This window comes from Levilinea saccharolytica, from assembly GCF_001306035.1.
In the GTDB taxonomy this organism is placed as follows: domain Bacteria; phylum Chloroflexota; class Anaerolineae; order Anaerolineales; family Anaerolineaceae; genus Levilinea; species Levilinea saccharolytica.
Map to the genome: position 1 here is coordinate 153,950 of NZ_LGCM01000039.1, position 26,146 is coordinate 180,095.

Sequence of the window (26,146 nt, forward strand, 5' to 3'; positions counted from 1 at the left end):
GCCCTTGCAGCCCAGGGAGTTTTTGGTTTTCGGGTAAAATGAAGACACCATCCCATCCCCCCGCGAGGTAACCTATGGACCCCACCTGGGTACAGTATTACGACGCATTCTATTCTTTCAAAGATTACGCCGCAGAGGCTCAAACCCTCGTCCAGCTTGTTCAGCCCCACCTGCACAGCAGCGGCAAACGCTGGCTGGATGTGGCCTGCGGCACGGGCAAACACATCCAATACCTGGCCGATGATTTCACCTGCTCCGGCCTCGACCTGGAAGAAGGCCTGCTGGCCGCCGCCCGCCAACGCTGCCCTGGGCTGTCGTTTTATCAGGGCGATATGCGCACCTTCAGCCTGCCCGAAAGCTTTGATGTCGTCTCCTGCCTGTTCAGCGCCATCGGCCACATGCTCACCCAGGAAGATCTGGAGAAAGCCGTGGCCAATATGGCCCGCCACCTGCGCCCCGGCGGGGTCTTGGCGGTGGAGCCCTGGTTCCGCCCTGCCGATTGGCACCCCGGCCGCGCCCACATGGTCACCGCCGAGCTGGGCGAAGCCAAACTGGTGCGCATGAACACCAGCCTGCCCCCGGTCAACGAGCGCATCACCGTGCTGGATTTCCATTACCTCATCGCCACCCCCCAGGAAACCCAGTACCGCCGCGAGGCGCTGGAACTGCGCCTGACCGAAGAAGCCGAAATGCGCGCCGCCTTTGAAAAGGCCGGCCTGACAGCCGCCTTCGAGCCGCAGGGCATCACCGGCCGCGGGTTGTGGCTGGGACAGAAGCCGCTATGAAGATCAGTACCCGCCTGAAAGCTGATCTGATTCTGCTGCTGGTGGCCGCTGTGTGGGGCGGAGGCTTCTCTGCCCAGCGGATGGCCAGCGAACATCTCGGCCCCTTTATGTTCAACGCCGCCCGGTTAGCTTTGGGGGCGCTGCTGCTGCTGCCCTTCGCCTTGCGAGCGGGCGGGCTGCGCAAAAGCCAATGGGGGCTCACCGCCGCCGCCGGGACTATGCTGTTTGCCGCCAGCGCCTTTCAGCAGGCGGGCGTTTCCACCACCACCGCTGGGAACGCCGGTTTTCTCACCGGCCTGTACGTGGTCTTCACCCCCATGCTGCTCAGCCTGGTGTGGCGCCGCCGCATTGCACCGGCGGTGTGGGCCGCCGCGGGTCTCTCGGTGGTGGGCATCTATCTGCTCAGCACCGCCGGACGTTTCGTCCCCAATGCGGGGGATGCGCTGGTGCTGGTGGGGGCTGTTTTCTGGGCCTTACACGTGATCATAGTCGGGCGGGCGGCCGAATCCCTGCCGGTGATCCCCTTTGCCGTGGGGCAGTACGGCGTGGCCGCCGCCCTCAACCTGGTCATCAGCCTGTTCATCGAACGCGGTCAGTTGGGCGGCCTCCTCCCTGCCTTTGGCCCCATCCTCTACACGGGCATCTTCTCCATCGCCGTCGGCTTCACCCTGCAGGTCATGGCCCAGCGCCATGCCCCGCCCACGGATGCCGCCATCATCCTCAGCACCGAAGCCGTCTTCGCCGCCCTGTTTGGCTTCCTCATTCTTAGCGAACGGCTGACCCCCTTCCAGTTGGTCGGCTGCGTCTTCATCATGGGCGCCATCCTCCTGGCGCAGGTGGGCAGCCCCACCCCCGCCCCCGCCGAAAGCACTCCACCCGCTTAAAACCCACCGGCACAGGCAGAAGCACAGCCCGTGCCGGTTTCTTTTTAATCGCAATCCCGTTTCCGTCCCGCGAAGATCAGGGAAGGCACACCCCCGGTGAATCGCTGCTTTTTAATAAATTGGGCTGAAGGAATGGAAGCGGTATGTGCTATAATCCATAAGATAATTATGATTATCATAATTTAGATTTCTTTATGAGGGTTTCACCTTTGGAATGGAGGCATCCATGTTTGTGAACCGCGTTTCAGAACTCGAATTATTAAAAAAACGCTATGCCTCCGGGAAAGCTGAGTTCTTTGTCCTCTACGGCCGCCGACGGGTTGGCAAAACTGAATTGCTGGCCCGTTTTTGCGAGGATAAACGGGCGATATTCTTCGTCTCAGACCTGGGCTCAGAGATCTCCCTTCGGACGGCGCTGTCTGCTGCGGTCAATACAGTCTTATTTGGCCCCAACCAGATGAATGCCGTGTACGCCACCTGGGAAGATTTGTTCCATGCCCTCGCCCAGGCCGCACAAAACGAGCGGCTGGTGGTGGTCTTGGATGAATTCCCATACCTGGCGACGGCCCACCCCCCGCTTGCCACCATTCTCCAGCGGGTATGGGACCAGACCTTGAAAAACAGCCAGATCATGCTGATTCTTTGCGGCTCTTACATTGGCATGATGGAAGCCACCGTTTTGGGATATCAGTCGCCCCTGTACGGCAGAAGGACGGCACAGTACCTGCTGGAACCGTTGCAGTTCCAAGATGCCCGCCTATTTTTCCCATCCTTCGATGCCGCCGATCAAGTGCGCGCCTATGCGGTGTACGGCGGCACCCCCGCCTATCTGCACACCCTTCAACCGCATCAGTCGTTGAGCGATAATATCCTGGACGGCATCCTCAGCCGGGGGTCGTTTCTGTATGACGAAGTGCGCTTCGTGCTCCAACAGGAACTGCGGGAGCCGCGCAATTACTTCGCCATTCTGCAGGCCGTCGCAGCGGGGAAAACCCGCTTGAATGAGATCAAACAGGCCACGGGCATTGAAGGCGCAACCGCCTATTTGGATACCCTGCAGCAGCTTCACCTGGTGGAGCGCACGGTTCCGGTGACGGAAAGTCAGCCGCATAAGAGCCGGCGGGGGATTTACCGCCTGAAAGATCATTACCTGCGGTTTTGGTTTCGCTATGTTCACCCAAACCGCTCACAGCTTGAACGCGGCGGGGCGCAAATTGTTCTGGAAAACCAGGTGATCCCGGAAATTGACCACTTCTCCAGCCTGACCTTTGAGGAGGTTTGCCAGCAAACGTTCTGGCAAGCCGGATTATCCGGGAAACTGCCCTTTGTCCCCACAAAAGTCGGCAGTTGGTGGAATGCCAACGAAGAGGTTGATCTTGTCATATTGGGGGAGAAGGATGCCGTCCTGGTGGAATGCAAATGGACGAGCAAACCAGCCGGGATGGATATTCTGGCAGAGCTGGAACGAAAATCCACCCTGGTCCGACCGGAATTGGAAAACCGTCCAATCCGTTTTGCCCTGTGCTCCCGATCTGGATATACCCCTCAGCTGATGAAAACCGCCGAGGCGCGGACGGATGTAATGCTCTTCGAGTTAGCCGATCTGGTCAGATCAGAAACCCAAACCTGATCGGTGAAACCCCAGAGGCACAGGCTCGGTCTATTGAGATCGCAACGAATCCACAAAAGGCTGCACCGCCTCTAAAAACGCCTGCGGACATTCCTCCTGGGGCACATGCCCGCAGGCCGGGAACACCGCCAACCCCGCCCCAGGGATTTCCTCCGCCAGCCGCAGACTATCGGCCGTGGGGATAATCTGGTCGTCATCGCCCGTCACCACCAGCACGGGCAGGCTCAGCTCACTTAGGCGCCCCGCCAACCCGTGCGGGCCGTTGGCCTTGGTCAGCTCCCACAGCGCCCGATCCCAATTTTCCGCGCGCAGAGGCTTGCGGTAGCCCTCCAAAATCTCCGGTGTCAGAAGGCTGGGGTCGTGCCAGGCGCTGCGGATAAAGACATCCCCAGGCTCACCCGCGATAGAGCGGGCAAACACTGGCCCCCAGCGGTTGAGCTGCGGTGAGTTCAACAGCGGCCCCAACCGGCCAAAGCGGCTGCCCTCGCTGTACACGGCCGCATCCACCAACACCAGCCCCGCCACACGCTGCGGCGCGCTTAAAGCCGTCTGCATCGCCACAGTTCCACCCGCCGAATTGCCCACCAGCACGGCCTTTTCCACCCCCAATGCGTCCATCAGGCCGGTGAGCAGGCTCACCTGCGCCGTCAGGCTGTAGGGCGATTCTCCGCTCCACTCACCGGGCATCGGCCGCTGGGTCAGGCCAAAGGCCGGGCGGTCATAGGCGATCACCCGCGCCCCCTCGCCCAGCGGGGCCAGCACCTCACGCCACGAGAACACGCTGGCCCCAAAGCCGTGCAGCAAAATCACCACCGGCTGCCCCTGGCCGGCCTCTTTGTAATGCACCTGAATGCCGTTCACGTTCACAAAGCGGCTGTCCGCCTCCGCCAGCTCAGCCGCGGGTTGGGTATCTTCCAAGGGCGGCAGCGGAATCAGCATGGGCAGCACCAGCACCACCAGCGCCAGGGCCGCCAACACCCCGCCAAGGATTTTCAAAGCTTTCACGGTTGTCCTCCAATCTCCGCCAGCAGGTCAATCACCGCCTGGGCGGCCTGTTCCTGCTGCGCCTCTGCCGAAATCTGCGCCGTGCCGTCCCCCGACTGAACGCCGTAGCTGCCAAATTGGGCGTGGTTCCCGCCCACAATCTCCACCCAGCGCGTGCTCTGCGGCAGGCGCGCCGCCGATCCCAACACCGTCTGCGGGTCGGCCAGTCCGTCCTCCGAGGCGTACACCGAAAGCACCCGCCCGCCCCAATCCGCCAGCGAGCTGGATTCCGCCGGATACGCCGCCCAGAACACCAAGCCGCGCACCCGCAGCGGGTTTTGCAGCACATATTCGGCCGCCATCGCCCCGCCCAGCGAATGCCCGCCGATCACCCATTGGCCCACCTCGGGGTAAGCCGGGAAGACGGCGTCCGCGCGGTTGGGGGCCGTCACCGCCAGCGACAGGGGCATGCGCACCAGCACGGTGGGGTAGCCCGCCGCGGCGATGCGGCGCAGCACCGGCGCATAGGAGCGGTAATCCACGCGCCCGCCAGGGTAAAAGATAAAGCCCACGGGTTGAGGGTTACTTTCAGGGGCAAAGAGGAGCCAGTTGGCCCCCTCGTTTACGCGCACCCCCGCCCCGCTTTGCAGCGCGGCCTCGGCCTGGGAATCGGGGCCCAGGGGCGTAGCCGCCCAAAAAGCAAAACCCAACACCCCCACCAGCAGCCCTAACCCCAGCACCCTTCCGAAAATGCGCAGCAGCCCGCGAAGTTTTCCATTCATGATCGCAGCATCCTTTCCAAAAAGATGATCTGATTCTAGGAGAATCTGCCCCATTCCACAAGCGCACAACCCCCCATAGCCTATACGGGCGGAGGTAGGCGAACTCGCGGATATCAGCTTGGAAGGCTGATGCCTACAGGTCGATACGCGCGCAGGCATTGGACTTGCCGCCGTTTTGTTGTACAATACGGAACAAAGGGGGCAAGCGCGCAGCCAAATGCGGTCGAGTGCGGTCATCAGGAGGTGAAACCCATGAGCCTGTACCAACAATTTGCCAAAGTGTATGCCAGCGGCTACCGCGGCTATTCGCAAAACATGGCAGAGCTTCTTCCGGCTGTCATCACGCATTATCACCTTGCCCCAGGCGGCCGCCTGCTGGATATCGCCTGCGGAGAGGGCAGTTTCGCTGTGGCCGCAGCCCAGCAAGGTTGGCAGGTGGTGGGGGTGGATCAATCCTGCGACATGCTCGATCTGGCCCGCGCCCACGCCCTGGAAGCCGGCGTCAGCGCCGAATTTTCCTGCATGGACATGCGCGAGCTGGATTTTTCCGGTCAATTTGACCTGGCCACCTGCTGGTACGACAGCCTGAACTATCTGTTGACCGCGGAAGACCTCGGCAAAGCTTTTCAGGGCGTGGCGCGAGCGCTGAAACCCGGCGGGCATTTCCTCTTCGACATGAACACCGTCTACGGCCTGGCGGTCAGTTGGCCGCGCCAGCCCAGCGCCGTGCGTCAGGATACCCCCGACCTGATGGAAATCCACCAGACCCGCTACGACCACGAGGCACAGATCGCCTCGGTGCGCATTGTAGCCTTCCTGCGCAAAGGCGAGCAGTGGGAGCGCATGGAAGAGGTGCACCAGGAAAAGGCTTATCCCGTCAGCACGGTGCAGGCCTTGCTGGAGGCCGCCGGCTTTGAAGTGGCCGCCACCCTGGGCAACCTGCGCGAATTCATCCCTCTGCAGCTCGACAGCCCGCGTATGTGGTGGTTGGCGCGCAAAATCGCCTGAGCCTGCTCCTTAAAACCAAAGCCCAGAGGTCTTCGCGGCCTCTGGGCTTTTTTTGCGTTTTATACCCTACGAACGGGCGTGGATGTAGGCCATCGGCGCGAATTTCTTCTCTTCCACCGGCAGCACGTCCACCAGTTCATACTGGCGCGAGCCCAACCCCAGGGCCTCGCCGTATTCCACCACCTTATACGGGTCTTTCATCGGCCCGTGCATCCAGGTGAAGGGGTGGCCGTCGTTGGGGATGACTTCCATGCTGGTGGGCACGTTCTCGGTGATCAGGCGCGACTGGGCGATCACATCCAGCGTGGCCTGATCCAGGGCCACAATGTCGTCTGAGCCGAAAATTCCCGCATCCGGCAGGATGGGCATGCTGGTGAAGCCAAAGCAGTCGCACACCGGCGTCATGTGGGTGGCCAGGTTGAGGTGAACGGCCTTGCCGGGGTCAAAGGTGCCCAGCACAATGCTGGTGGAAATCGCCATAGCCTCCTGGAAGGTCCAGAAGTTGGCCGGGTTAATCTTCCAACTGCCCTCCGGGGCCACCTTCAAACACCGTCCGCACTGATTGCAGGGTTCATAGTGCAAATGCAGATTCCCCGGCGCATGGCGGTCTTCCACAATCGCCCCGTGCGGGCAGGAGTCGATGATGCGTTGGCGCGTTTCGGCGTCGGGGCACAGCTCGGGGAACCAGTACGGATCCACGTGGTGGGTGTCGTGCATCAGGCCGCGCGTGCCGCCCACCATGCAGCCCAGGGCCAGATTCTTAAACGCCGCCCCAAAGGAGCAGCTGGGATGACCCTTGACATGCGCAAAGTTGACCAGGAAAGAGGCATCCTGAATCATGCCGCCCAGCTTCCATTCCTTCATGTTCTTGTACTCATGGAAATAGGAGACGTAATAATTATCCTTCAGCCCGCCCACGGGGTACACCGGGCAGCCGATCGTCTCGCTGGCGTAGCCGCGCTTTTCGGCGCCGGAGGCGTCCCAATCCACATCCACCACAAAAGGCTTGCCGCCCCCATCTTTAATCGCCTGCACCACCTTGCGCACAAACACCGGATGGATCACCGAATAACTCAAATTATTGCCCACGTGCATCTTAATCGCCACCAGCTCATCTTTCACCCGGTCGCGTAAATGCAGCGCGTCCAGGATGAGGTCCAGCTTGGCGGGCAGAGTCTCTGCGGCGTCTAAGCGCGCCTGGCGAGGCGAACCCCAATATACGTTACTGGTCATCTTTTTTCTCCTGAATAGTTTCAACCGGCGGTGGTTCTGGCAGCAGCGCACGGGCGCGCAGCCAAATAGAATCAAACATATCGCGGGTCAAGCGCCCCGTCTGCGTGTTCTGTCGGCTGGGGTGATACGAAGCCAGCAGCCAGGGGAACCCAGCAGGCGCATCATAAAATACCCCGTGGCCAAACGCCGCTCCTGAGAGCGGCAGCCCATCCTGGCGCAGCATATCCACCACATGATCAAAGGCGATCTTGCCCAGGGCCACAATCCCGCACACCCGGCGCAGCAGCCCCATCTCTGCCCGCAGATAGGGCAGACAGGTGCGGATCTCTTCGGGGGTGGGCTTGTTATCCGGCGGCGCACAGCGCGCCACCGCGGTGATGAAAGCCCCGCGCAGCGTAAGCCCGTCCCCGCGGCCCAGCGAAGTGGGCTGGTTGGCAAGGCCCGCCCGGTGCAAGGCCCCGTAGAGAAACTCACCCGAGGCGTCCCCGGTGAACATGCGCCCGGTGCGGTTGGAGCCGTGCGCCCCTGGGGCCAGCCCTACAATCAGCAGCTGCGCCTGCGGGTCGCCAAAGCCGGGCACCCCCCGCCCCCAATAGGCTTCCTCGCGAAAGGCGCGCCGCTTCACCCGCGCCACTTCCTCGCGCCAACTCACCAGGCGCGGGCACAGGCGGCAAGCTTCAATTTCGGCTTCCAGGGCGGCCAGAGAGGATGTGGGAGGGGCTGCGTTCAAGCGTTGATTGCTCCATCGGAGGGATAAGACCTATTTTACCAGATTTTCTGCGCCCGCTTCGGGCGCGTCAATTCAGACTATTTCAGGGTGAATAGATCCAAAAATTCCTGATATAATCGGGGGCATGAAATACCACATCTGGACCGAAGGTTGTCAAATGAACGTGGCCGACTCCCAACGGGTCGGCTCTGCGCTGGAGCACATGGGCTACCAGATGACCGAGCGCGCGGCAGAAGCCGACGTGATCATCCTCAACACCTGCGTGGTGCGCCAGAGCGCCGAGGATAAGGCCTACGGCCGCCTCAGCTCCCTCCAGCCGCTGAAAAAACGCAATCCCCATCTGGTGATCAACCTGATGGGCTGCCTGGTGGGCGTGCGCAGCACCGAGCGCCTGCAAAAGCGCTTCCCCTATGTAGACGTGTTTTCACCGCCCTCCGACCCCCGCCCCCTGGTGGCCTTCTTAAACCAGCGCGACGGGCGCGAGGAAAGTCTGGCCGAGGTGGAAGGCCGCTTTGCCTTACAGGACGAAGAACTGACCCTGCCGGTGCATGAGCGCGGGCAGTTGGTTTCGGCCTATATCCCCGTGGTGTACGGCTGCTCCCACGCCTGCACCTACTGCATCATCCCCTACCGCCGCGGGGTGGAAAAATCCCGCCCGCCCGAAGAAATCATCGGCGAGGCGCGCGCCCTGACGGCCCAGGGTGTGCGCGAAATCACCCTGCTGGGGCAAATTGTGGACCGCTACGGCAAAGATGAACCCGCCTACCCCACCCTGGCGGGCATGCTCACCCGCCTCAGCGCCCTGGACGGGCTGGAGCGCATCCGTTTTCTCACCTCGCACCCCAACTGGATGAATGACGCCCTGCTGGACGCGGTGGCCTCCCTGCCCAAGGTCATGCCCCACATTGAAGTGCCCTGTCAGGCCGGGGATGATGAGGTTCTGGCCAACATGAAGCGCGGCTACAGCGTGGAAGCCTACCGCCGCCTGGTGGAAAACATCCGCGCGCGCATTCCGGGCGTGTCCATCGCCACAGACATCATCGTCGGCTTCCCCGGCGAAACCGAGGCGCAATTCCAGAACACCTACGACCTGCTGGCCGATCTGAAGCTGGATGTCGCCCACCTGGCGCGCTATTCCCCGCGTGAAGGCACGGTTTCGGCGCGGCGCATGGCCGATGACGTGCCCGACGAAGAGAAATGGCGGCGCTTCCGCGCCCTGGAAAATTTGCAGGAAGGCATCGCCGCCGAAATCCACGCCCGCTATCTGGGCACGGAAACGCCGGTCTTGTTTGAAGAAAAAGTGAAAAAACGCTGGCGCGGGCGCACCCCCACCAACAAACTGGTCTTTGTGGAAACCGATGAAGATTTGCGCGCCCAGGTGCGGCCGGTGAAGATTAACTGGACGGGCCCCTGGTCGATGATCGGCGAGCTGGCCTGAGCCGCCCCCCTGCCCTACCCGTTCTCGCCCGCTGGATCGTTATTTTCCAGCGGGTTTTTGCTTCCCTCCCCCAGCGCCTGATCAAAGAATGCCGCCAGCCGCTCAGCCAGGATGCGCAGATTGGCGGGTTTGTAAATGCCGTGGCCCTCATCCGCAAATTCCAACACTTCAAACGGCACGCCGCAGGCCCGCAGCCGCCCCGTCACCTGGCGCACATGCTCCGGCGGCACATTCGGATCGTGCGCCCCCTGTACAATCAGGAGCGGCACGCGGATGCGCTCGACAAAATGGATCGGGGAACGTTCCGCATAGCGCTGGGGCACTTGCTCCGGCGTGCCGCCCATCATCTCAGCCGTCAGCGGGCGCAGATCCGGGCGGGTGGTTTCGTAATCCACCACCAGATCGGTCATCCCGCAGATGGGCGCCGCCGCCCCAATCACCTCAGGGCCGTAGTGGGTCGCCAGATGCCAGGCCGAATAGCCGCCAAAGGAGGTGCCCGTCACACCCACCCGCCCCGGCTCGGCCAGCCCCGCGGCCATCAGCGCCCGCGCCGCGCAGGCCAGATCCTCCTGCTCCCGCCCCCCCCAACCGTCCTCTTTAATGCGGTCGCGAAAGTCCACCCCAAAGCCGGTGCTGCCGCGGTAATTGACCGCCAGCACGTTGAAGCCGCAGCGGGCGTAATATTGCAGCTCGGCCGTCAGCCGGTCTTCCATGTACATCGAAGGCCCGCCGTGCACGCGCAGAATAGCCCGGCGGCGGTTAGGCGCCGCCCGCAGCAGCCAGCCCTGAATCTCCAGGCCGTCGCTGGAGGCAAAGCGAAAATCTTCGGCGCGGGTCAGCTCCGCGCTGCGCAGGGCGCTGCGCTCCCACGGGTCGCTCAGCGGCGCGGCCCGCGGCGGCTGGCCCGGCGTTTCGCAAAGCTGCACCAGTTGATCCGGCAGGTGGGCCGCGTACTGCACCCCCACCCAGGCCCCGTGCGCCGCCCGCCCCAAAGCCAGCCAGTTGCCTTCCAGCCGCGGCAGGGTCTGTTCCTCCCCGCTGTCCAGATCCAAAAACGAAGGGCAGCGCACCGACTGGCGCACATCGTTGATCACCACCAGCCCGTCCGGCGAAGCCCAGGCGCTTTCGATGTTACGCTGCGGATCGTCCACCCACCAACGCAGTTCCTCGGTCTGCAGGTCCCAGACCGCCAGGCGCGTATAGCGCCGGGGATCCCCAGGGCGAGCCTCAGATTGGATCAAAATCCGCCGCCCATCGGGCATCCAGCGTGCAAAGGTCTTCACATCCTCGCCGAAGTTGGCAACCTCGCGCACCTCGCCGGAACGCAGATCGTGAAGCATAAACTGGCGCCCGGCCACATGCCGCTCGCGCAGCGGGTAGAGCACATGCGTGCCCTGGGCGTTGGGGGTCGGCTCGATCCACATGGCGCGGTGCGGGCGCGCCAGAACTTCACGTTTGCCGGTGTGCAGGTCGTGGCGAAACACCCAGGCCCTGTCCAGAGCTTCTTCTCGCTCAAAATCGTAATTGGCCGAATAAAACAAATAGCGTCCGTCCGCGCTCAACGCCCCGCCGCGTAGAAAATACGGCGGGTGCGGCTCGGTCAGCGGCTCCAGGCGCTGCGGCTTGTTTAAATACACGCGGTACAGGCTGCGGCGTTCATCCCCCGCCCGGTCTTCGGCCACCAGCACCGCCCGCGAATCGGGGCTCCAACTGGCCAGCAGGGTGGCCTCCGGCGTATGCGTCAGCGGGCGCGGCGGCTGGCTGCCGTCCGCCGCAACCACAAACACATCCTGGTTTTCATGCCGCCGCAGCCATTCAAAAGCCACCCAACGCCCGTCCGGCGACAGCAGAGCGCGCCGGATAGACGGAAGGGCTAACACTTGTGAGAGATAGTCCGAAAATATGTGCATCAGAACCCCCGCCGATTGTATCAGCTTTCCCTTCTTCCGGTACAATGGTAGCAAAGTAAGTCAAAACCCTGGAGGTCATCATGCGCAAAACTGTATACCGCATCACCGGCGTCGCCCTCATCATCGCCACCATCCTGGGCCTGGCGGTCAGCCTGACCGGGCTGGTGGGGCTGTGGCGGGTGCAGCCCAAAGTCACCGCGCAGCTGCAAAGCAGTGTGGATCTGCTGCAGCGCAGCGCCCAGGCCACCGCCGAACTGCTGGTGGTGGTGGACGGCTCACTGGAGCAGGTGGAGAAAAACGTGGTGCTGATGAAATCCGCTGTGGATAACGTGGCCGACTCGCTGGAAGGCACGGCCGCCGTCACCCGCACGGTGGGCACCACCGTGGGCGTGGATCTGGTGCAGGTCATCCGCGACACGCAAAGTTCCCTGCTGGCGGTGGGGGCGGGCGCGCGCCTGGTGGATGACACCCTGGCCGTGGTTTCGGCCTTCCCCCTCATCGGCGCGCGTTACAAGCCCGAACAGCCTCTGCAGGCCAGCATTCAGGACGTCTCCGCCAGCCTGGAACCCATGCCCACCTCCCTGCAGAACGTGCAGAAAGGCTTCGAAAACACCGCCGTGAGCTTTGAAAGCCTGAAAAGCAACGTGTCAGAATTGGGCAAAAGTGTGGAAGGGATCGAAGCCAGCCTGAACAGCGCTCAGGGTGTGGTGGCGCAGTATCAAAGCATCGTCAGCGACACGCAGAAACAGCTCGATGAGCTGCAAACCGCCCTGCCCGGCGGCGTGCGTGCCGTCACCTGGGTGCTCACCGGCCTGCTGGTCTGGCTGTTCATCGCCCAGGCGGGCCTGCTGACTCAGGGCATTGAACTGCTGCGGCGCGAATAGCCCCCTGCTCGGCTCTACGGCAAAAACTCCACCTCCCACAGGTGGACATTGGACACCTCGGCGGCGTCCACGTCGTTCAGCGCCAGATCCAGGCGCTCGGCCAGGATGCCGCCGGGGAATTCCAGCGTGAGGCTCTTGTTGCCGTCCGTCTGCGCCCCGTCCACCGCAAAGCTTAGCGCCTCGCCCCCCGCCGCGGGGTACACCGCCGCGCTCAGGTTCACGCGCTCAGCCCCCACCGCCAGCCGCACCCCGCTCAGGCGGCGCGGTGTGCTGAAGTGAATTTGCAGCACCAACGGGTTGGCCCCGCCGGTCTTGGTCAGCGTATTCACATCCCCGTCAAACACATTCCCCAGCGGTTCCAACAGCGGCGGGTGGGTGATCTCCAGCGTCTGCCCGCCCACCGTCAGCGATTCGCTCACCGGCTCAAACAGCGCGTAGCGCCGCGCAGCCATCACCGCCTCAATATCCGCGCGGTAGCTCCAGCGCGCCAGCACAAAGCCGGGCGAACCGTCGGGGTAATCCAGGCGGGCGGCCACCTGCGGCTCGTTGAACAGTTGGCTTTCGCGCAGGGTCTCAAATTCGGCCGCGGTGCTCACCCACAGCGTTTCGCCCAGGGCGGGCTCAATGCGCTGCGTGCCCCATTCCGGCCCGGCAATACGCACCTCAACCTCCGGCTGATCCAGGAAAAACTGGCTGAGCACATCCACCTGCGCGGCCCACTGCGGGGATATGGTCAAACTGCGGCTGGCGGTGGCGCGCTGTGCCTCAGCCACCAGAGGGAAAAGCTGGCGCGCGCCGTACTGCAGGCCGCCCAGGCCGTAATCGCGGAACCACAGCGGCCCGCGGGTCACCGCGTCCGAAAGCATCACCGTTCCGCTGGCGGTCAAAATGACCGCCGTCAGCGCCGCCAACAGCGGGCGGTTAAACGGACGGTAGCGTTCCAAAAAGTCAAAGGTCATCCCCAGGCCCAGCGCGGTGACGCCCACGCCCGCCGCCGCTGCCGGCAGCAGCGCGCCCACAGATGCCCCCGTCACCCAGGCCGCCCCCGGGCTGGCCAACAGCGCCGCAGCCGCCAACCCGCGCTCGGCCGTCCACGGGCCGCGCAGCAAACGACCCGCCCCCAGCAGGAAAAACGGCAGGAACGCCAGCGGCACGGGCGCATACCCCAACATTCTTTGCAGCAGCGGGCCGCTTTGGGTGGGCGAGAACCAGAACCAGGGGTTCAGCCCGCTCAGCACGGCCGCCCCCAGCCCCTCCAGCCGCCCGCCCAGGCTCAGCTCAGGGTCCAGCCAAAAAGAGGCCAACTGCAGCGGCTGCAAGGCTTCATCCGGGTGGGCGAGGGCAAAGCGCACATAGGGCAGCGCCATGGCCGCCGCCAGTCCGGCCCCCACCGCCAGAGTCAGCCCGCGCCGCGGCAGGCGCCGCGCCGCCAGCAGGGTCACGGCTGCGGCCAGCAGTCCCAACGGCACCACCGCTGGAGGGTAGGCGTACACCCCCAGCCCGGCCGCCGCCAGCGCACCCCAGTAGGCCCAGCGTCCCCCGTTCAGGGCGCGCATCCCGGCCCACAAGACCAGGCCAAAGGCCGAGGCTGCCAGCGCGTAGGGCCAGGCCGCCCGCGAATGCAGGAACCAGGCCGGGGTCACCGCCAGCAGCCAGGGGATCAGCCACCAGGTGCGCACATGCAGCGCATCCCGCCAGGCCCAGCTCAGCGCCGCCGCCCCTGCCAGGCTCACCAGCGCGGTCAACGCGCGCGCCAGAAACACCGATTTTCCCAACAAAAAGACCGCCAGGAACTGTAAATAGGCCCCCAACCCCAGCGTGTACTGCCCGTCCACACGGAAGAAGGCCGGCAAAAAATCTCCCTCCGGTCCGCGCAGGCCCGATTTTAACAGATACTCCGCCGAAAGGCTGGGCAAAGCCTCCACGGCGGTGAAACTGACCGGAAAACTGGGCAAAAACAGCAGCAGCATCAGGGCGCAGAACCCCAGCCCCAGGCGAAAGAGCGCTTTCTCACGGTAGGGCAGGCGGTACACATTCCAGCGTGCCCAGGCTGCCCGCAACCCAGCCAGCCGCCCGGCGGTGCGCGCCGCCTGGCGGCGAATGCGCACGCTGTTGGGGCCGGGTTCAGGACCCACCAGAATCTCCACCCGTTCCCCCGCGGCGATCTCCACCTCCACCTGCAACGGTTCGGCGTTCTCGGGCACATCGGCGCGGGGAGGTTCAAGGCTCATGCGCTTAATTATACGCGAACCCTTAAAAGATGCGGATTTCTGCACGGCCCAGGCCGCACCCAAACCGAAGATTAAAAAACGAGCCTGAGGGGGCCGCCCATGCTATAATGATTCTGGCCATTTTTTGATTCTCCGCCGGGTTTGAAGTACAATAGGGCCGTTTAACGTTTTGGGAATGGAACCGCGCGCATATGTCCTTTGTCCACCTGCATGTGCATTCTGAATACTCGCTGCTGGACGGCTTCAGCAAACTGAAGCATCTGGTCAGCCATGCCAAAGAATTGGGCATGCCCGCTGTGGCCCTCACCGATCACGGCACCATGTTCGGCGTGGTCGAGTTCTTCAACGCCGCCAAAGCCGCCGGGATCAAGCCCATCATCGGGGTGGAATCTTACATGGCCGCGCGCGGCATGGCAGACCGCGACTACCGCCTGGATAAAACCTCTTCCCATTTGCTGCTGCTGGCCCAAAACCAAACCGGCTACCTGAACCTGCTCCAAATTGCCAGCGCGGCCCAGTTGGAAGGCTACTACTTCCACCCGCGCATTGACCACGACTTTCTGGCCGCCCACAGCGAAGGGATCATCGCCACCAGCGGCTGCATGTCCGCCGAGGTGCCGCGCGCCATCCGCGAAGGCGATCTGGAAAAAGCCCAGCGCATGTTGGACTGGTACTATGAGGTCTTCGGCCCCGAGCGCTTCTTCCTGGAGCTTCAGGAGCACAACATCCCCGAGCTGCGCCAGATCAACCGCACCCTGCTGGATTGGCGCAGCCGCTATAACGCCCGCTATCTGGCCACCAACGACGCCCATTACGTGCGGCGTGAAGACGCCCGCCTGCAGGATATCCTCCTGGCCATCCAGACCGGCGCACTCCTCTCCGATCCCAACCGCATGCGCATGAACGACGATTCGTACTACCTGCGCTCGCCGGAGGAGATGCGTTCGCTCTTTCACGAAGTGCCCGATGCCATCAGCAACACCCTTCTGGTGGCCGAACAGTGCAATGTGGACTTGAGCAAAACCGGCTACCACCTGCCCATGTTTGACGTGCCGGAAGAATACGGCAGCGCCGAGACCTACCTGCGCCGCCTGTGCGAAGAGGGCGTGCAGCGCCGCTACGGCGAGCATGCTCAGGACCCCCGCGTGCGCGAACGCCTGGAGTACGAGCTGGGCGTCATCCATCAGATGGGCTTTGACGCCTACTTCCTCATCGTGTGGGATCTTTGCCGCCACGCGCGCGAAACGGGCATCTGGTATAACGCCCGCGGTTCCGCCGCCGGTTCCCTGGTGGCCTACGCCCTGGATATCACCCTGGTGGAGCCGCTGGAACACAAGCTGATTTTCGAACGCTTCTTGAACCCCGGCCGTATCTCCATGCCGGATATTGACCTGGATTTTCAAGATGACAAGCGCGCCCAGATGATGGAATACTGCGCCCGCCGCTACGGTGACGACAAGGTCGCCCAAATCATCACCTTCAGCACCCTGGGGGCGCGCGCCGCCATCCGCGACGTGGGCCGGGTGATGGATGTGCCCCTCTCTGAGGTGGACCGCATCGCCAAGATGCTGCCCAACATCCCCAGCAAGGCCATGAAAATCAGCGAGGCCGTCGAGCAGATCCCCGAGCTGAAGGCCGCCTGCGAGCAGGCCGAATACATCCGCGAGCTGGTCAGCACCGCCGCCCTGATGGAAGGGGTGGTGCGCAACGCCGGCACCCACGCCGCCGGGGTGATCATCACCGACAAGCCCATCACCGCCTACGCCCCCCTGCACCGCCCCACCAGCGGCTCCGAAGACAGCCCCATCAAATCCGTGGCGCAGTTTGAAATGAACATCGTGGACTACCTGGGCCTGCTCAAGGTGGACTTCTTAGGCCTGGCTTCGCTCACCATCATGCAGCGCGCCTGCGACCTGATCGCCGCCCGCCACAATGTGCGCTTCAACCTGGATAATATCCCCATTGACGACGCCGACACCTTCGCCTTCTTAAGCCAGGGGCACACCGCGGGCGTCTTCCAACTGGAAAGCACCGGCATGACCCGCAACGTGGTGCAGATGCAGCCCAAGAACCTGGCGCATGTCATCGCCATGGTGGCCCTCTTCCGCCCGGGGCCTATGGATTTCATCCCCAGCTACATCCGCCGCATGCACGGCGAGGAGCAGGTGAAGTACCTCCACCCAGCCCTGCAGGCCATCTTCGAAGAAACCTACGGCATCCCCATTTACCAGGAACAAATCATGTTCGCGGCCATGGATCTGGCCGGGTACACCGCCTCCGAAGCCGACGAACTGCGCAAAGCCATTTCCAAGAAAAAAGCCGACGTGCTCATGCAGCACCGCGAGAAGTTCATCGCCGGAGCCCAGGAGCGCGGCATCTCGGCCGAGAAGGCCAAAGAGATTTTTGAAGAGTGGGAAAACTTCGCCCGCTACGGCTTTAACAAATCCCACGCCGCCGATTACGGCGTCATCGCCGTGCAGACCGGTTATCTCAAGACGCATTACACCGTCGAATACATGACCGCCCTGCTCTCGGCCTCCAAAAACGACACCGACAAGGTGGCTTTCTACATCACCGACTGCCGTTCTATGGGTCTGGAGGTTCTGCCGCCGGACCTGAACGCCAGCGATTGGGATTTCAGCATTGAAGACCGCAGCGACCAGCCCCCCGCCATCCGTTTTGGTTTGGGGGCGGTCAAGAACGTCGGCCAGGCAGCAGTCGAACTGATCCTCGCGGCCCGCCGCGAAAAAGGCCACTTCCGCGATCTGAACGACCTGGCCAAACGCGTAGATCTGCACGCCGTGGGACGGCGGGCCCTGGAATTTCTCATCAAAGTGGGCGCCCTCGACCACTTCGGTCAACGCCGCACCCTGCTGGACAACCTGGATCAAATCATCGCCATCAGCGCCAGCCATTTCCGCGCCGCCCAAAGCGGCCAACTGAGCTTCTTTGGCGCCGAAACCGGCATCGAAGAAGAGATCCACCTGAAAGAAGCCGCGGTGGTCAACCGACGCGAGCAATTGGAATGGGAGCGAGAGCTGATCGGCCTGTATGTCAGCGACCACCCTCTCAACCCCTACATGCCCACCTTACAGCGCAAGATCACCCACCTCAGCAGCCAGCTGAGCGAGGCTGAAGACAACGATAACGTCATCGTGGCCGGCATGATCACCCGTTTCCGCCGCCATCAAGACCGCAAAGGCAAGCCGATGGGTTTCATCACCATCGAAGACACCCAGGGCAGCGTGGAACTGGTGCTGTTTGCCAAACCCTGGGAGTCGTTTGGCCGCCTGGCGGTGATTGATCAGGTGGTGGTGGTCAAAGGCCGTGTGGATCACCAGAGCGGCGACCCCAAAGTGATCGTGAACGAGATGGCCGCTGAAATCCTCAGCGCGGATCAGGCCGTGGAGGCCCAGCCTTTCACCTTCTTCCCCAACGGGTGGAGCGCGGATTTTGACGACGAGGACAGCGGCGGCGCGCTGAACGAATCCCCGGCCCCCTATCAGGCTGCACCCCCGCGAGCATCCGCGCCCGCGCCTGCCGCCCCACCGCCCGCAGATGAGGATTGGGACGTGCCGCCCCCGCCCGAACCGGACGACTGGCACCTGCTGGAACCGGCCGCTTTCCAGGCCGCAGCCCCCCAAGTACCCCCACCCCCACCCGCCGAGGAGCCTGCGCCGCCGGTCAAGCCCGCCGCGGCCCCGCTGCCGGTGGCGGCTGCCCCGGCCTATATCCCCCCGCCGGCCTCTCTGGCCCCCATCCCCCGCCCAACGGAAAAGCCCGCCAGCGACCAGCCCCCGCAGATGGTCACCCTGGTGATGCGCCCCTGCGGCAGCAAAGACCGCGACGTGCGCCGCCTGAAAGTGCTTTACGGCTTGCTGCGCTCCTATGCCGGAAAAGACCGCTTCGCCTTCATGGTGTTTGAAGGCAGCCATTATTACGTCATAGAATTCCCCAATGAATCGACTTGCCTCACGCCCGAACTCTTATCCAAACTCCGCGCCAAGATCGGCGATGAGAACGTGCGCGTCGAGACGATTAAAATCCAATAAAAGATCTTATAGAATGTGAGTGTGTGTATGGTTCAACAAAGCAGAATTAAAACAATCGGGGTCCTGACTTCCGGCGGCGACGCGCCGGGCATGAACCCCTGTATCCGCGCCGTCGTGCGTTCCGCCCTGGCTCAAAATGTCAATGTGCTGGGGGTGGAGGACGGCTACGAAGGTCTCATCCGCGGCAATTTCCACAGCATGGGCGCCCGCGACGTGGGCGGTATTTTGCAGCGCGGCGGCACCATCCTGCGCACCGCCCGCTCCGAAGAGTTCCGCACCCCCCGCGGCCAGCGCGAAGCCATCCGCCAGATGAACAATGCCGGCATGGACGCCCTGGTGGTCATCGGTGGGGACGGCTCGCTCAACGGGGCCATGCGCCTGGTGGAACAGGGCGTGCCGGTGGTGGGCGTGCCGGGCAGCATTGATAACGACATCTACGGAACCGATATGTGCATCGGCGTGGATACCGCCCTCAACACCATCGTGGACGCCATTGACAAGATCCGCGACACAGCCTCTTCCCACAGCCGCGCCTTCATCGTGGAAACCATGGGACGCATGTCCGGTTATCTGGCCGTCCAGGCGGGCATCGTCACCGGCGCCGAAATGGTGCTCATCCCCGAAGTGCCGGTGAATGTGGAAGAGGTGGCCAAGAACGTGGATGAGGCCTACCGCCGCGGCAAAACCCACTGCATCATCGTGGTGGCCGAAGGGGCCGACCCCGGCACCACCGAGATCGCCAAAGAAATTGACGCCATGGATTTGGGCTTCACCACCCGCGTCACCATCCTGGGCCACATCCAGCGCGGCGGCAAACCCAGCGCCTTCGACCGGCTGATCGCCTCGCGCTTTGGGCACAAGGCCGTGGAATTCCTCATGCAGGGTCAAACCGGCGTGATGGTGGGTCTCAACGGGCGTGAGATGGAGCCTGTGCCCATTTCCGTGGTCACCTCAAAAGTCAAAACCCTCTCGCCCGAATACGTCGAGATGGCGCGCATCCTGGCCCGCTAATCCGAGCTTACTTCAAAAAACAAACAGCCGGAGGGTTTTTCAACCCGTTCCGGCTGTTCTATTTTTATTTCAGCGTGCGCACTTACTCGTCTTCGCGCTCGCGCAGATGGGGGAAAAGCAGCACTTCACGGATCGAGCGCTGGCCGGTGAGCAGCATCACCAGGCGGTCAATGCCCATGCCGAAGCCGCCGCAGGGCGGCATGCCGTAGCGCATGGCCCGCAGGTAATCTTCATCCAGCGGGTTGCTCTCTTCGTCCTCCGCGTCATACGCGCGGCCCATCTCCAAAAAGCGCGCTTCCTGATCCAGCGGATCGTTCAGCTCGGTAAAAGCGTTGCACAGCTCCATGCCGCCCACAAAGCCCTCAAAGCGCTCCACCGTCTGCGGGTCGCCCGGCATGGATTTGGCCAGCGGGGAGATGTCGCGCGGGTAGTTGTACAAAAAGGTCGGCTGGATGAAATTCGGCTCCAAAAAGTCGCCGATCATCTGGTCAATCAGCTTGCCGCGCGGCGCGCCGGGTTTGGGTTTTAGGCCTTTGGCGTCCATCGCCGCGAACAGAGCTTCGTCCGTGCGGTGCTCCTGAATATCAATCCCGCAGGCCTCGATCAGCCCCTGGCGCAGCTCCACCCGCCGCCACGGGGGGGTGAAGTCAATCTCGTGGCCGTTAAAGGTCGTCTTGCGGCTGCCCAGCACCTGATCGCAGATGTAGGCCACCATGTTCTCGGTCAGTTCCATCACCTTCAGGTAATCCAGGTAGGCCGCATAAAATTCCATCTGGGTGAACTCAGGATTGTGCTTGAAGGAGATGCCCTCGTTGCGGAAATCGCGGCCAATCTCGTACACGCGGTCGAACATGCCCACCAGCAGGCGTTTGAGGTACAGCTCGAAGGAAATGCGCAGGAACAAATCCTGTTTCAGCTGGTTGTGATGGGTGATGAAGGGCCGCGCCGCTGCCCCGCCGTAAATGGGCTGCAGGATGGGGGTCTCCACTTCCAAAAAGCCCTCCCCATCCAAAAATTCGCGCATGGCGCGCGTGATCCCCGCGCGGGTGCGGAAAATCTGGCGCACATCCGGGTTCACCGCCAGATCGGCGTAGCGCTGGCGGTAGCGGGTTTCGGGGTCGTTGAGCGTGGCGTGGCGCACCACTTCCCCATCCACCACCTCATCTTTGGCCGCCGGAAGCGGGGTGATGGCCTTGGCCAGCATACGGAAAGCCGTCACTTGCAGCGAAATTTCGCCCGTGCGGGTGCGCATCATCGTGCCTTCGGCCTCGATGAAATCACCCAGGTCGTAATGCTCTTTGAGGGTGTTCATGGCCTCTTCACCCAGCTCGTTGATGCGGAAGAAAAGCTGAACGCGCCCGCTGCCGTCTTCTGCATGGGCAAAGCCCAGCTTGCCCATCAAACGCATGGAGCGCACCCGTCCGGCCAGAATCACCTTCGCAGGAGCAGTCCCTTCCTTCTCAGCAGCCTCAAACTGCTTCACCGCCTCAGCGATGGTGTGCGTGTTGTGGACACGGGTCGGGTACGGCTCGATACCGGCAGCGCGCATGCGCTCCAGTTTTTCCAGACGAATACGTTCCAAATCATTCAGCTCCATGCGATCACCTTCCTATTATTCAAACGAAATTCAACAAAAAGCCCCGCCCTTTGAACGCGGGCGGGGCCTGTTTTATTGGCCCTGAATTACACGATCTTTAAAATCCGAACGGTAAAGGCCCCAGCCGGCGCGTCCACTTGGACAATGTCGCCCACCTTGCGGTTGAGCAGGGCCTTACCCAGGGGAGACTCGTTGGACACACGGCCAATGGCGGGGTCGGCTTCCGCCGCGCCCACAATGGTGTAGTCCTCCGGCTCCCCATCACCTTCTTGAATGGTCACAGTATCGCCCACCTGAGCGGTCTCCGAAGCCGGAGCGTCCAGGCTGATGACGCGCGCTGTGGCCAGGATGAGTTCCAGTTCTTTGATGCGGCCCTCCACAAAGGCCTGTTCGTTTTTCGCGGCCTCATACTCGGCGTTTTCAATCAGCTCTCCGCCTTCCATAGCCTCATGCAAACGCTCAGCAATTTCCTGCCGTTTAATTGTGCGCAGAAATTCGAGTTCTTCCTGTAGTTTCTGGAACCCTTCTTGGGTCAGGAACGTGGTTGCCATAGCATTCCTTCGTGATCTTATGATGTGGATAGTGGAAAAACCGAGGACACAGCCCCCATTTTTATCCGCTTAAAATAAGAAAAACCACTCCGGTTGGAGCGATTCACCGCGTGGAATGAGCGATATACTCATTCTGTGGCCTCGCGGTTAATATACCACAGAATCACCCGCCTGACAAGCCGCAGTTCACCTGCACACCGGCCAGGCGGGTTCGCCGCTCTGAGTTGTCTTCTGCCCTCGTCAATTTCACCCCATTTCCACGCGCATTCGTTGACAAAACCAAAAACCCGTAGTAAACTTTCACCCGCATGAGCTGGCGAGGTAGCTCAGTGGTAGAGCAGGGGACTCATAAGCCCTTGGTCGTGGGTTCAACCCCCACTCTCGCCACTCTTTTTATTTAACCGCATCCCCCGATCGCAAAATCAACCGTCCTTCCAATTCGCCTTCCACCTGACTGCGCGTCCACAGCATGGGCACAAACTGCCCGCCCAACCAGCGCGGCAGCATGTCGTCATAATGCGGGCTGCCCAGCTGCCCCGACTGCCCAATGGGCAGCACCAGTTGGCAGCGGGTCAGGTCGCCCATGTCAAACAGGTGGCGCATGGAGGGCGCCCACAGCTTGTTTTCGTAAGGCTCTCCCGGCGCCCAGGCCGCCTGCCAGGGCGTATCCGTATCCCCGCCCACCGGCAGCGGCCCGCGGTTAAACACCTCGTCCAGCGGCTTCTGAATGCCCATAGCGTGCGCAAAGGTGATGGTATGAAGCCTGCCCCAGCGCCACTCGGCCGGGTCTGGCCCCAGCTCCGCGCGCAGATAGGCCGCCCCCTCGCGCAGCGCGCGCTCGATGAGGGCTTGCTTGCCGCCCGCCTGGGCCAGCCACCAAGACTGAGGATCGTCCAGAATGCGCAGCACCGCCTGCATATCGTTGCCGTAAAATTCATGGTCAGGGAAGAGCACAGGGTTAAAGCCCTTGCCCAGCAGGTCCGCGCTCAGCTCAGCGCCCAGCACCGGCTCCAGCAGCCCCTTCACCAGGTGCGCCCGCGCCGCCTCGTACACCGCCGCCGCGGTCGAATCCGCCGCCAGCACCGCGTCCCAGCCTTCCAGCAGTTGCAGCATCTGGCGCACATCCGCATCCTGGCTTTCGCAGCCGCGCAAATGCGGCAGCAGCAAGCGTGCCGGAACACAGGTGACATCCGTCTGCATGGCCGCGCAGTCTTCCAGGCTCAGGCGCGGGCGGCTGGCAAAAAACTCCTCCAGGCGCGCCAGCCGATAGCCGTTCATCCAATGATCGCCCAGGTAGTGCGGGTACGTGTCTGGCACGATTTTGTTGTTGCAGGTGGCAATGTAGCCTTTGGCCGGGTTCAGGGCGTGGGGCATTTCCTCAAAGGGGATTTCCCCCACCCATTCATGCGTGCCCGTCCAACCCGGGGCAGGGATTTTACCCGTCCCCTGGGCGCGCACGGGCGTGCGTCCCGTCACCCAATAACCGATGTTGCCCTGCGTGTCCGCATAAACCACGTTCAGCTGCGGGGCCTCCACGCAGCGCGCCGCCTCCACAAAATCATCCCAGCCAGCCGCCTTGTTCAGCCGGTACCAACCCTCCAACGCCAGGCAGGGGCGCAGGGCCATAGACTGCACCGCCAGGCGCTGCTGCTTTTCGCCCACCGCATCCGAAATCACCGGCCCGTGGTCGGTCAGCACCACCTTTTCCACATGCTCCGCCTGCCCCTTGACCGCGATGCGCTCCTCCAGCACCTGGGCCGTCTTCCACTCGCCCGCGAACTGGTAACGGGTGGGGTCCGCAGGGTCAAACTGCTCCACATACACATCTTCGCAGTCGGTAAACGCCAGGGTGATGCCCCAGCTGATGTCGGCGTTGTGCCCCGCCAGCACCAGCGGCGCGCAGGGGATGCTCACCCCGCTCACCTGGGTGGTGGGCGAAACCAGATGGTTTTCGTACCACAAATTGGGCAGGCTAAGGATCAGGTGCATGTCGTTGCACAGCAGGGCCGTGCCCGATTGGCTGCGCTCACCCGACACGCTCCAGGCGTTGCTGCCCAGCCCGCGCTGCAAAAACGGCCCGCGCACCGCGCTGAGGCCGCCTTTGGGGTCCAGCGCGTTCATCTCCACCCCCTCCGGCAGGGTCAGCGGGTTGCCCTGCGGGTACGACAGGTCAAATTCCGCCGCGTGTTCGGCCCCCACCCGCTCCACCAGGCGCGCACGGGTCAATTCGGAATACCAGGCGTGCGAAAGCTGCCAGATCATCAGGCGCGAAAACGCCAGGGTGTCCTCCACCGTCCACGGACGCGCTTTTTGGCCCAGCAGGGTGAATTCCAGGGGCAGCTTGTTGGGATAGGCGCTCAAATAGGCGTTCACGCCCGCGGTGTAAGCCCGCAGCGCCTCTTGCAGCTCCGGGCAAAAGCGCGCAAAATCCGCCCGGCCCACGCGCGCAAAACCAAAGGTGCGCGCCGCCCGATCCGTATCCAAGGCCAGCGGGCCAAACCATTCGCTCAGGGTTCCGTTGGCCGTGCGCCGGTTCAATTCCATCTGCCAGAAGCGCTCCTGCGCGTGCACCAGACCCTGCGCAAAGAACAAATCATGGTCGTCCTGGGCGTAAATGTGGGCGATGCCGTAACGGTCGCGCAGCACCTCTACCGACTGGTGCAGCCCCGCCACATCCAGCGAGCCCTCAATTTTGGCCAGTTTTTGCTTGCCCATCCAGGTCAGCCCTGCGCGCGCAATTTTCCCCAGCAGTGTGCTCTTACCCATCGCTACCCTCCAGAAGATGATGTCAACTCAGGCTCCCCTGCGAATCATTATACCCCCGCGCCGCGCCAGGGGCTGCCCAGCGCCAGGGGGTAAAACCGGGCACAAAGCCGAACAAACAGCGATTGTTTGATACAATAGATGCAGCCGCGCTCTCCGCCTCTTGCGGGGCGGCGTTGGCATTTTTGCGCTTCCCGTGCGATAATCACAGCAGAGGTTGGAGCATGAACTCACCCGCACGACAAATGATCAGCGTTGGCATTGACATCGGTACCACCACCACCCAGGTGATCTTCAGCGAATTGACTCTGGTCAACGTGGCGCGCGCAGGCCAGATCCCGCGCGTAGATATTGCCGCGCGCCGGGTGATTTACGAAAGTGAAATCGTCTTCACCCCCCTGCTGGACAGCGAAACCATCGACGCCCAGCGACTGGCGGCCGTCATTCAGGGCGAATATCAAAAAGCCGGGGTGTCCCCTGCCCAGGTGGAAACCGGCGCGGTGATCATCACCGGTGAGACCGCCCGCAAGAAGAACGCCGACCCCATCCTTTCGGCGGTGGCTGGGCTGGCGGGTGACTTTGTGGTCACCGTGGCCGGGCCCAACGTGGAAGGCATGATCGCGGGCCGCGGCTCAGGGGCTGCCAGCTACAGCCGTCAGCATTTCACCACCGTCACCAATGTGGATATCGGCGGCGGCAGCGCCAACAGCGCCGTCTTCCGCCAGGGGCACGCCGCCGCATCCGCCGCCATGAATTTTGGCGGGCGCGTGGTGGAAATTGACCCCGCCAGCGGTCAGGTCACGCACATCACCCCCGCGGGTGCGCGCATCGCCGCCGCGGCCGGGGTGCGGCTGGCGGTGGGCGACCGGCCTGCCCTCTCCGATCTGCGCCGCCTCACCGACCAGATGGCCGAGCTGACCCTGCATCTGATCCAGGGAACCACCAGCCCGCTGGCCGACCAGTTGTATCAAACCCCGCCTCTGGAAGTGACCGGGCGCGACAAGCCGGTGATGTTCTCCGGCGGGGTGGGTTATTACTACTACCAGCCCCCGCGCCTGACCAGTGTGGCGGATGTGGCCCGTCACGGTGATATCGGCCCGTTGGTGGCCGAAAGCCTGCGCGAATCACCCGCCCTCAGCAGCTGCACGGTGGTGCGCCCGGCCGAAACCCTGCGCGCCACGGTCTTGGGGGCCAGCGCCCAAACCGTCACCCTCTCCGGCTCCACCATCTGGGCCGAAGAGTCCATCCTGCCCCTCAAGAATGTGCCCGTGGTGCGCGTGGATCTGCGCGGCCAGCCCCTGCAGGCCGCGGTCATCGCCCCCGCCATTGAAAGTGCTCTCACCCGCTGGGACCTCAACCTGGCCGCGGATCCCTTTGCCGTGGCCTTAGAGCTGGATGGACGCCTGGATTATCCCTTGCTGGTAGCCCTGGCCGACGGCGTAGCCGCCTTTGAACGCAGCCTGCCCGCCGGACGCCCGCTGATTGTCATCATCCGCCACGATTACGCCCAGGCCCTGGGGCAAACCGTCAAATCCAAAACGGGCAGCCGCCCCCTGCTGGTCATTGATCAGGTCGGCCTGGAAGAAGGCGATTACATGGATATCGGTGCGCCGCTCATGGATGGGCGCGTGGTGCCGCTGGTGGTCAAGACTCTGGTTTTTTATCATTAGAGG

General features: G+C 62.8%; 18 protein-coding genes and 1 tRNA gene. 10 read left to right on the forward strand and 9 right to left on the reverse strand.

The annotated features are described in order from the left end of the window. The first annotated feature begins 74 nt into the window (after positions 1-74). From ADN01_RS11570 to ADN01_RS11580, 3 genes are all read left to right on the forward strand, one after another. Positions 75-785, forward strand: a complete 711-nt coding sequence (locus tag ADN01_RS11570) for a class I SAM-dependent methyltransferase (RefSeq protein WP_062417651.1) — start codon at positions 75-77, stop codon at positions 783-785. Then, entirely contained in the window at positions 782-1,669 is an 888-nt protein-coding gene (locus ADN01_RS11575; protein ID WP_075071151.1) for a DMT family transporter, read from the forward strand. The genes ADN01_RS11570 and ADN01_RS11575 overlap by 4 nt, the downstream gene beginning before the upstream one ends. Positions 1,670-1,895: 226 nt before the next feature. After that, positions 1,896-3,299: an ATP-binding protein gene (locus ADN01_RS11580; RefSeq protein WP_062417648.1), complete on the forward strand. Its 1,404-nt coding sequence runs from the start codon at positions 1,896-1,898 to the stop codon at positions 3,297-3,299. A 30-nt stretch (positions 3,300-3,329) separates the two neighbouring features. Here ADN01_RS11580 and ADN01_RS11585 read toward each other — a convergent pair whose 3' ends face one another. Both ADN01_RS11585 and ADN01_RS11590 read right to left on the reverse strand, forming a co-directional pair. Then, entirely contained in the window at positions 3,330-4,304 is a 975-nt protein-coding gene (locus ADN01_RS11585; protein ID WP_201778675.1) for an alpha/beta fold hydrolase, read from the reverse strand. Beyond that, complete coding sequence (locus tag ADN01_RS11590) at positions 4,301-5,065, reverse strand: alpha/beta fold hydrolase (RefSeq protein WP_062417647.1); 765 nt, start codon at positions 5,063-5,065, stop codon at positions 4,301-4,303. The genes ADN01_RS11585 and ADN01_RS11590 overlap by 4 nt, the downstream gene beginning before the upstream one ends. 252 nt (positions 5,066-5,317) lie before the next feature. On the opposite strand from ADN01_RS11590, the gene ADN01_RS11595 reads away from it, so the two are divergent. Further along, positions 5,318-6,073: a class I SAM-dependent DNA methyltransferase gene (locus tag ADN01_RS11595; protein WP_062417646.1), complete on the forward strand. Its 756-nt coding sequence runs from the start codon at positions 5,318-5,320 to the stop codon at positions 6,071-6,073. Positions 6,074-6,139: 66 nt separating this feature from the next. On the opposite strand, the gene ADN01_RS11600 is transcribed toward ADN01_RS11595, so the two are convergent. Together ADN01_RS11600 and ADN01_RS11605 are read right to left on the reverse strand one after the other, a co-directional pair. Next, positions 6,140-7,306: a DUF362 domain-containing protein gene (locus ADN01_RS11600; protein WP_062417645.1), complete on the reverse strand. Its 1,167-nt coding sequence runs from the start codon at positions 7,304-7,306 to the stop codon at positions 6,140-6,142. Continuing rightward, positions 7,296-8,036, reverse strand: a complete 741-nt coding sequence (locus ADN01_RS11605; protein ID WP_062417644.1) for a uracil-DNA glycosylase — start codon at positions 8,034-8,036, stop codon at positions 7,296-7,298. The genes ADN01_RS11600 and ADN01_RS11605 overlap by 11 nt, the downstream gene beginning before the upstream one ends. Positions 8,037-8,160: 124 nt before the next feature. Here ADN01_RS11605 and miaB point away from each other — a divergent pair, with 124 nt between their 5' ends. After that, positions 8,161-9,474 (forward strand): tRNA (N6-isopentenyl adenosine(37)-C2)-methylthiotransferase MiaB, encoded by a 1,314-nt coding sequence (gene miaB, locus ADN01_RS11610; protein ID WP_062417643.1) that lies wholly within the window; start codon positions 8,161-8,163, stop codon positions 9,472-9,474. 14 nt (positions 9,475-9,488) lie between these two features. Here miaB and ADN01_RS11615 read toward each other — a convergent pair whose 3' ends face one another. After that, positions 9,489-11,384, reverse strand: a complete 1,896-nt coding sequence (locus ADN01_RS11615) for a S9 family peptidase (protein WP_075071152.1) — start codon at positions 11,382-11,384, stop codon at positions 9,489-9,491. Positions 11,385-11,464: 80 nt separating this feature from the next. Here ADN01_RS11615 and ADN01_RS11620 point away from each other — a divergent pair, with 80 nt between their 5' ends. Continuing rightward, positions 11,465-12,268 (forward strand): hypothetical protein, encoded by an 804-nt coding sequence (locus ADN01_RS11620; RefSeq protein WP_062417641.1) that lies wholly within the window; start codon positions 11,465-11,467, stop codon positions 12,266-12,268. Between the two features lie 14 nt (positions 12,269-12,282). Here the strand turns inward: ADN01_RS11620 and ADN01_RS11625 are convergent, their stop codons facing one another. Continuing rightward, positions 12,283-14,499: an ArnT family glycosyltransferase gene (locus ADN01_RS11625; protein ID WP_062417640.1), complete on the reverse strand. Its 2,217-nt coding sequence runs from the start codon at positions 14,497-14,499 to the stop codon at positions 12,283-12,285. Positions 14,500-14,690: 191 nt separating this feature from the next. Between ADN01_RS11625 and ADN01_RS11630 the strand changes: the two genes are divergently transcribed. Both ADN01_RS11630 and pfkA read left to right on the forward strand, forming a co-directional pair. Next, the gene (locus tag ADN01_RS11630; protein ID WP_075071153.1) at positions 14,691-18,551 is read left to right on the forward strand and encodes a DNA polymerase III subunit alpha; all 3,861 of its coding nucleotides are present in this window, start codon (positions 14,691-14,693) and stop codon (positions 18,549-18,551) included. Between the two features lie 45 nt (positions 18,552-18,596). Next, on the forward strand, positions 18,597-19,562 hold the full coding sequence (pfkA, locus tag ADN01_RS11635; protein ID WP_062417638.1) for a 6-phosphofructokinase: 966 nt from the start codon (positions 18,597-18,599) through the stop codon (positions 19,560-19,562). Between the two features lie 82 nt (positions 19,563-19,644). On the opposite strand, the gene lysS is transcribed toward pfkA, so the two are convergent. Both lysS and greA read right to left on the reverse strand, forming a co-directional pair. After that, complete coding sequence (gene lysS / locus ADN01_RS11640; protein WP_062417637.1) at positions 19,645-21,159, reverse strand: lysine--tRNA ligase; 1,515 nt, start codon at positions 21,157-21,159, stop codon at positions 19,645-19,647. Between the two features lie 86 nt (positions 21,160-21,245). After that, positions 21,246-21,710, reverse strand: coding sequence for a transcription elongation factor GreA (greA, locus tag ADN01_RS11645; protein ID WP_062417636.1), 465 nt, complete (start codon positions 21,708-21,710; stop codon positions 21,246-21,248). A gap of 315 nt (positions 21,711-22,025) precedes the next feature. On the opposite strand from greA, the gene ADN01_RS11650 reads away from it, so the two are divergent. After that, positions 22,026-22,097, forward strand: a tRNA-Met gene (locus ADN01_RS11650). Positions 22,098-22,103: 6 nt separating this feature from the next. Here ADN01_RS11650 and ADN01_RS11655 read toward each other — a convergent pair. Further along, positions 22,104-24,476, reverse strand: coding sequence for a penicillin acylase family protein (locus ADN01_RS11655; RefSeq protein ID WP_062417635.1), 2,373 nt, complete (start codon positions 24,474-24,476; stop codon positions 22,104-22,106). A gap of 221 nt (positions 24,477-24,697) precedes the next feature. Here ADN01_RS11655 and ADN01_RS11660 point away from each other — a divergent pair, with 221 nt between their 5' ends. Beyond that, positions 24,698-26,143 (forward strand): ethanolamine ammonia-lyase reactivating factor EutA, encoded by a 1,446-nt coding sequence (locus tag ADN01_RS11660; RefSeq protein ID WP_075071154.1) that lies wholly within the window; start codon positions 24,698-24,700, stop codon positions 26,141-26,143. The last annotated feature ends 3 nt before the right edge of the window (positions 26,144-26,146 follow it).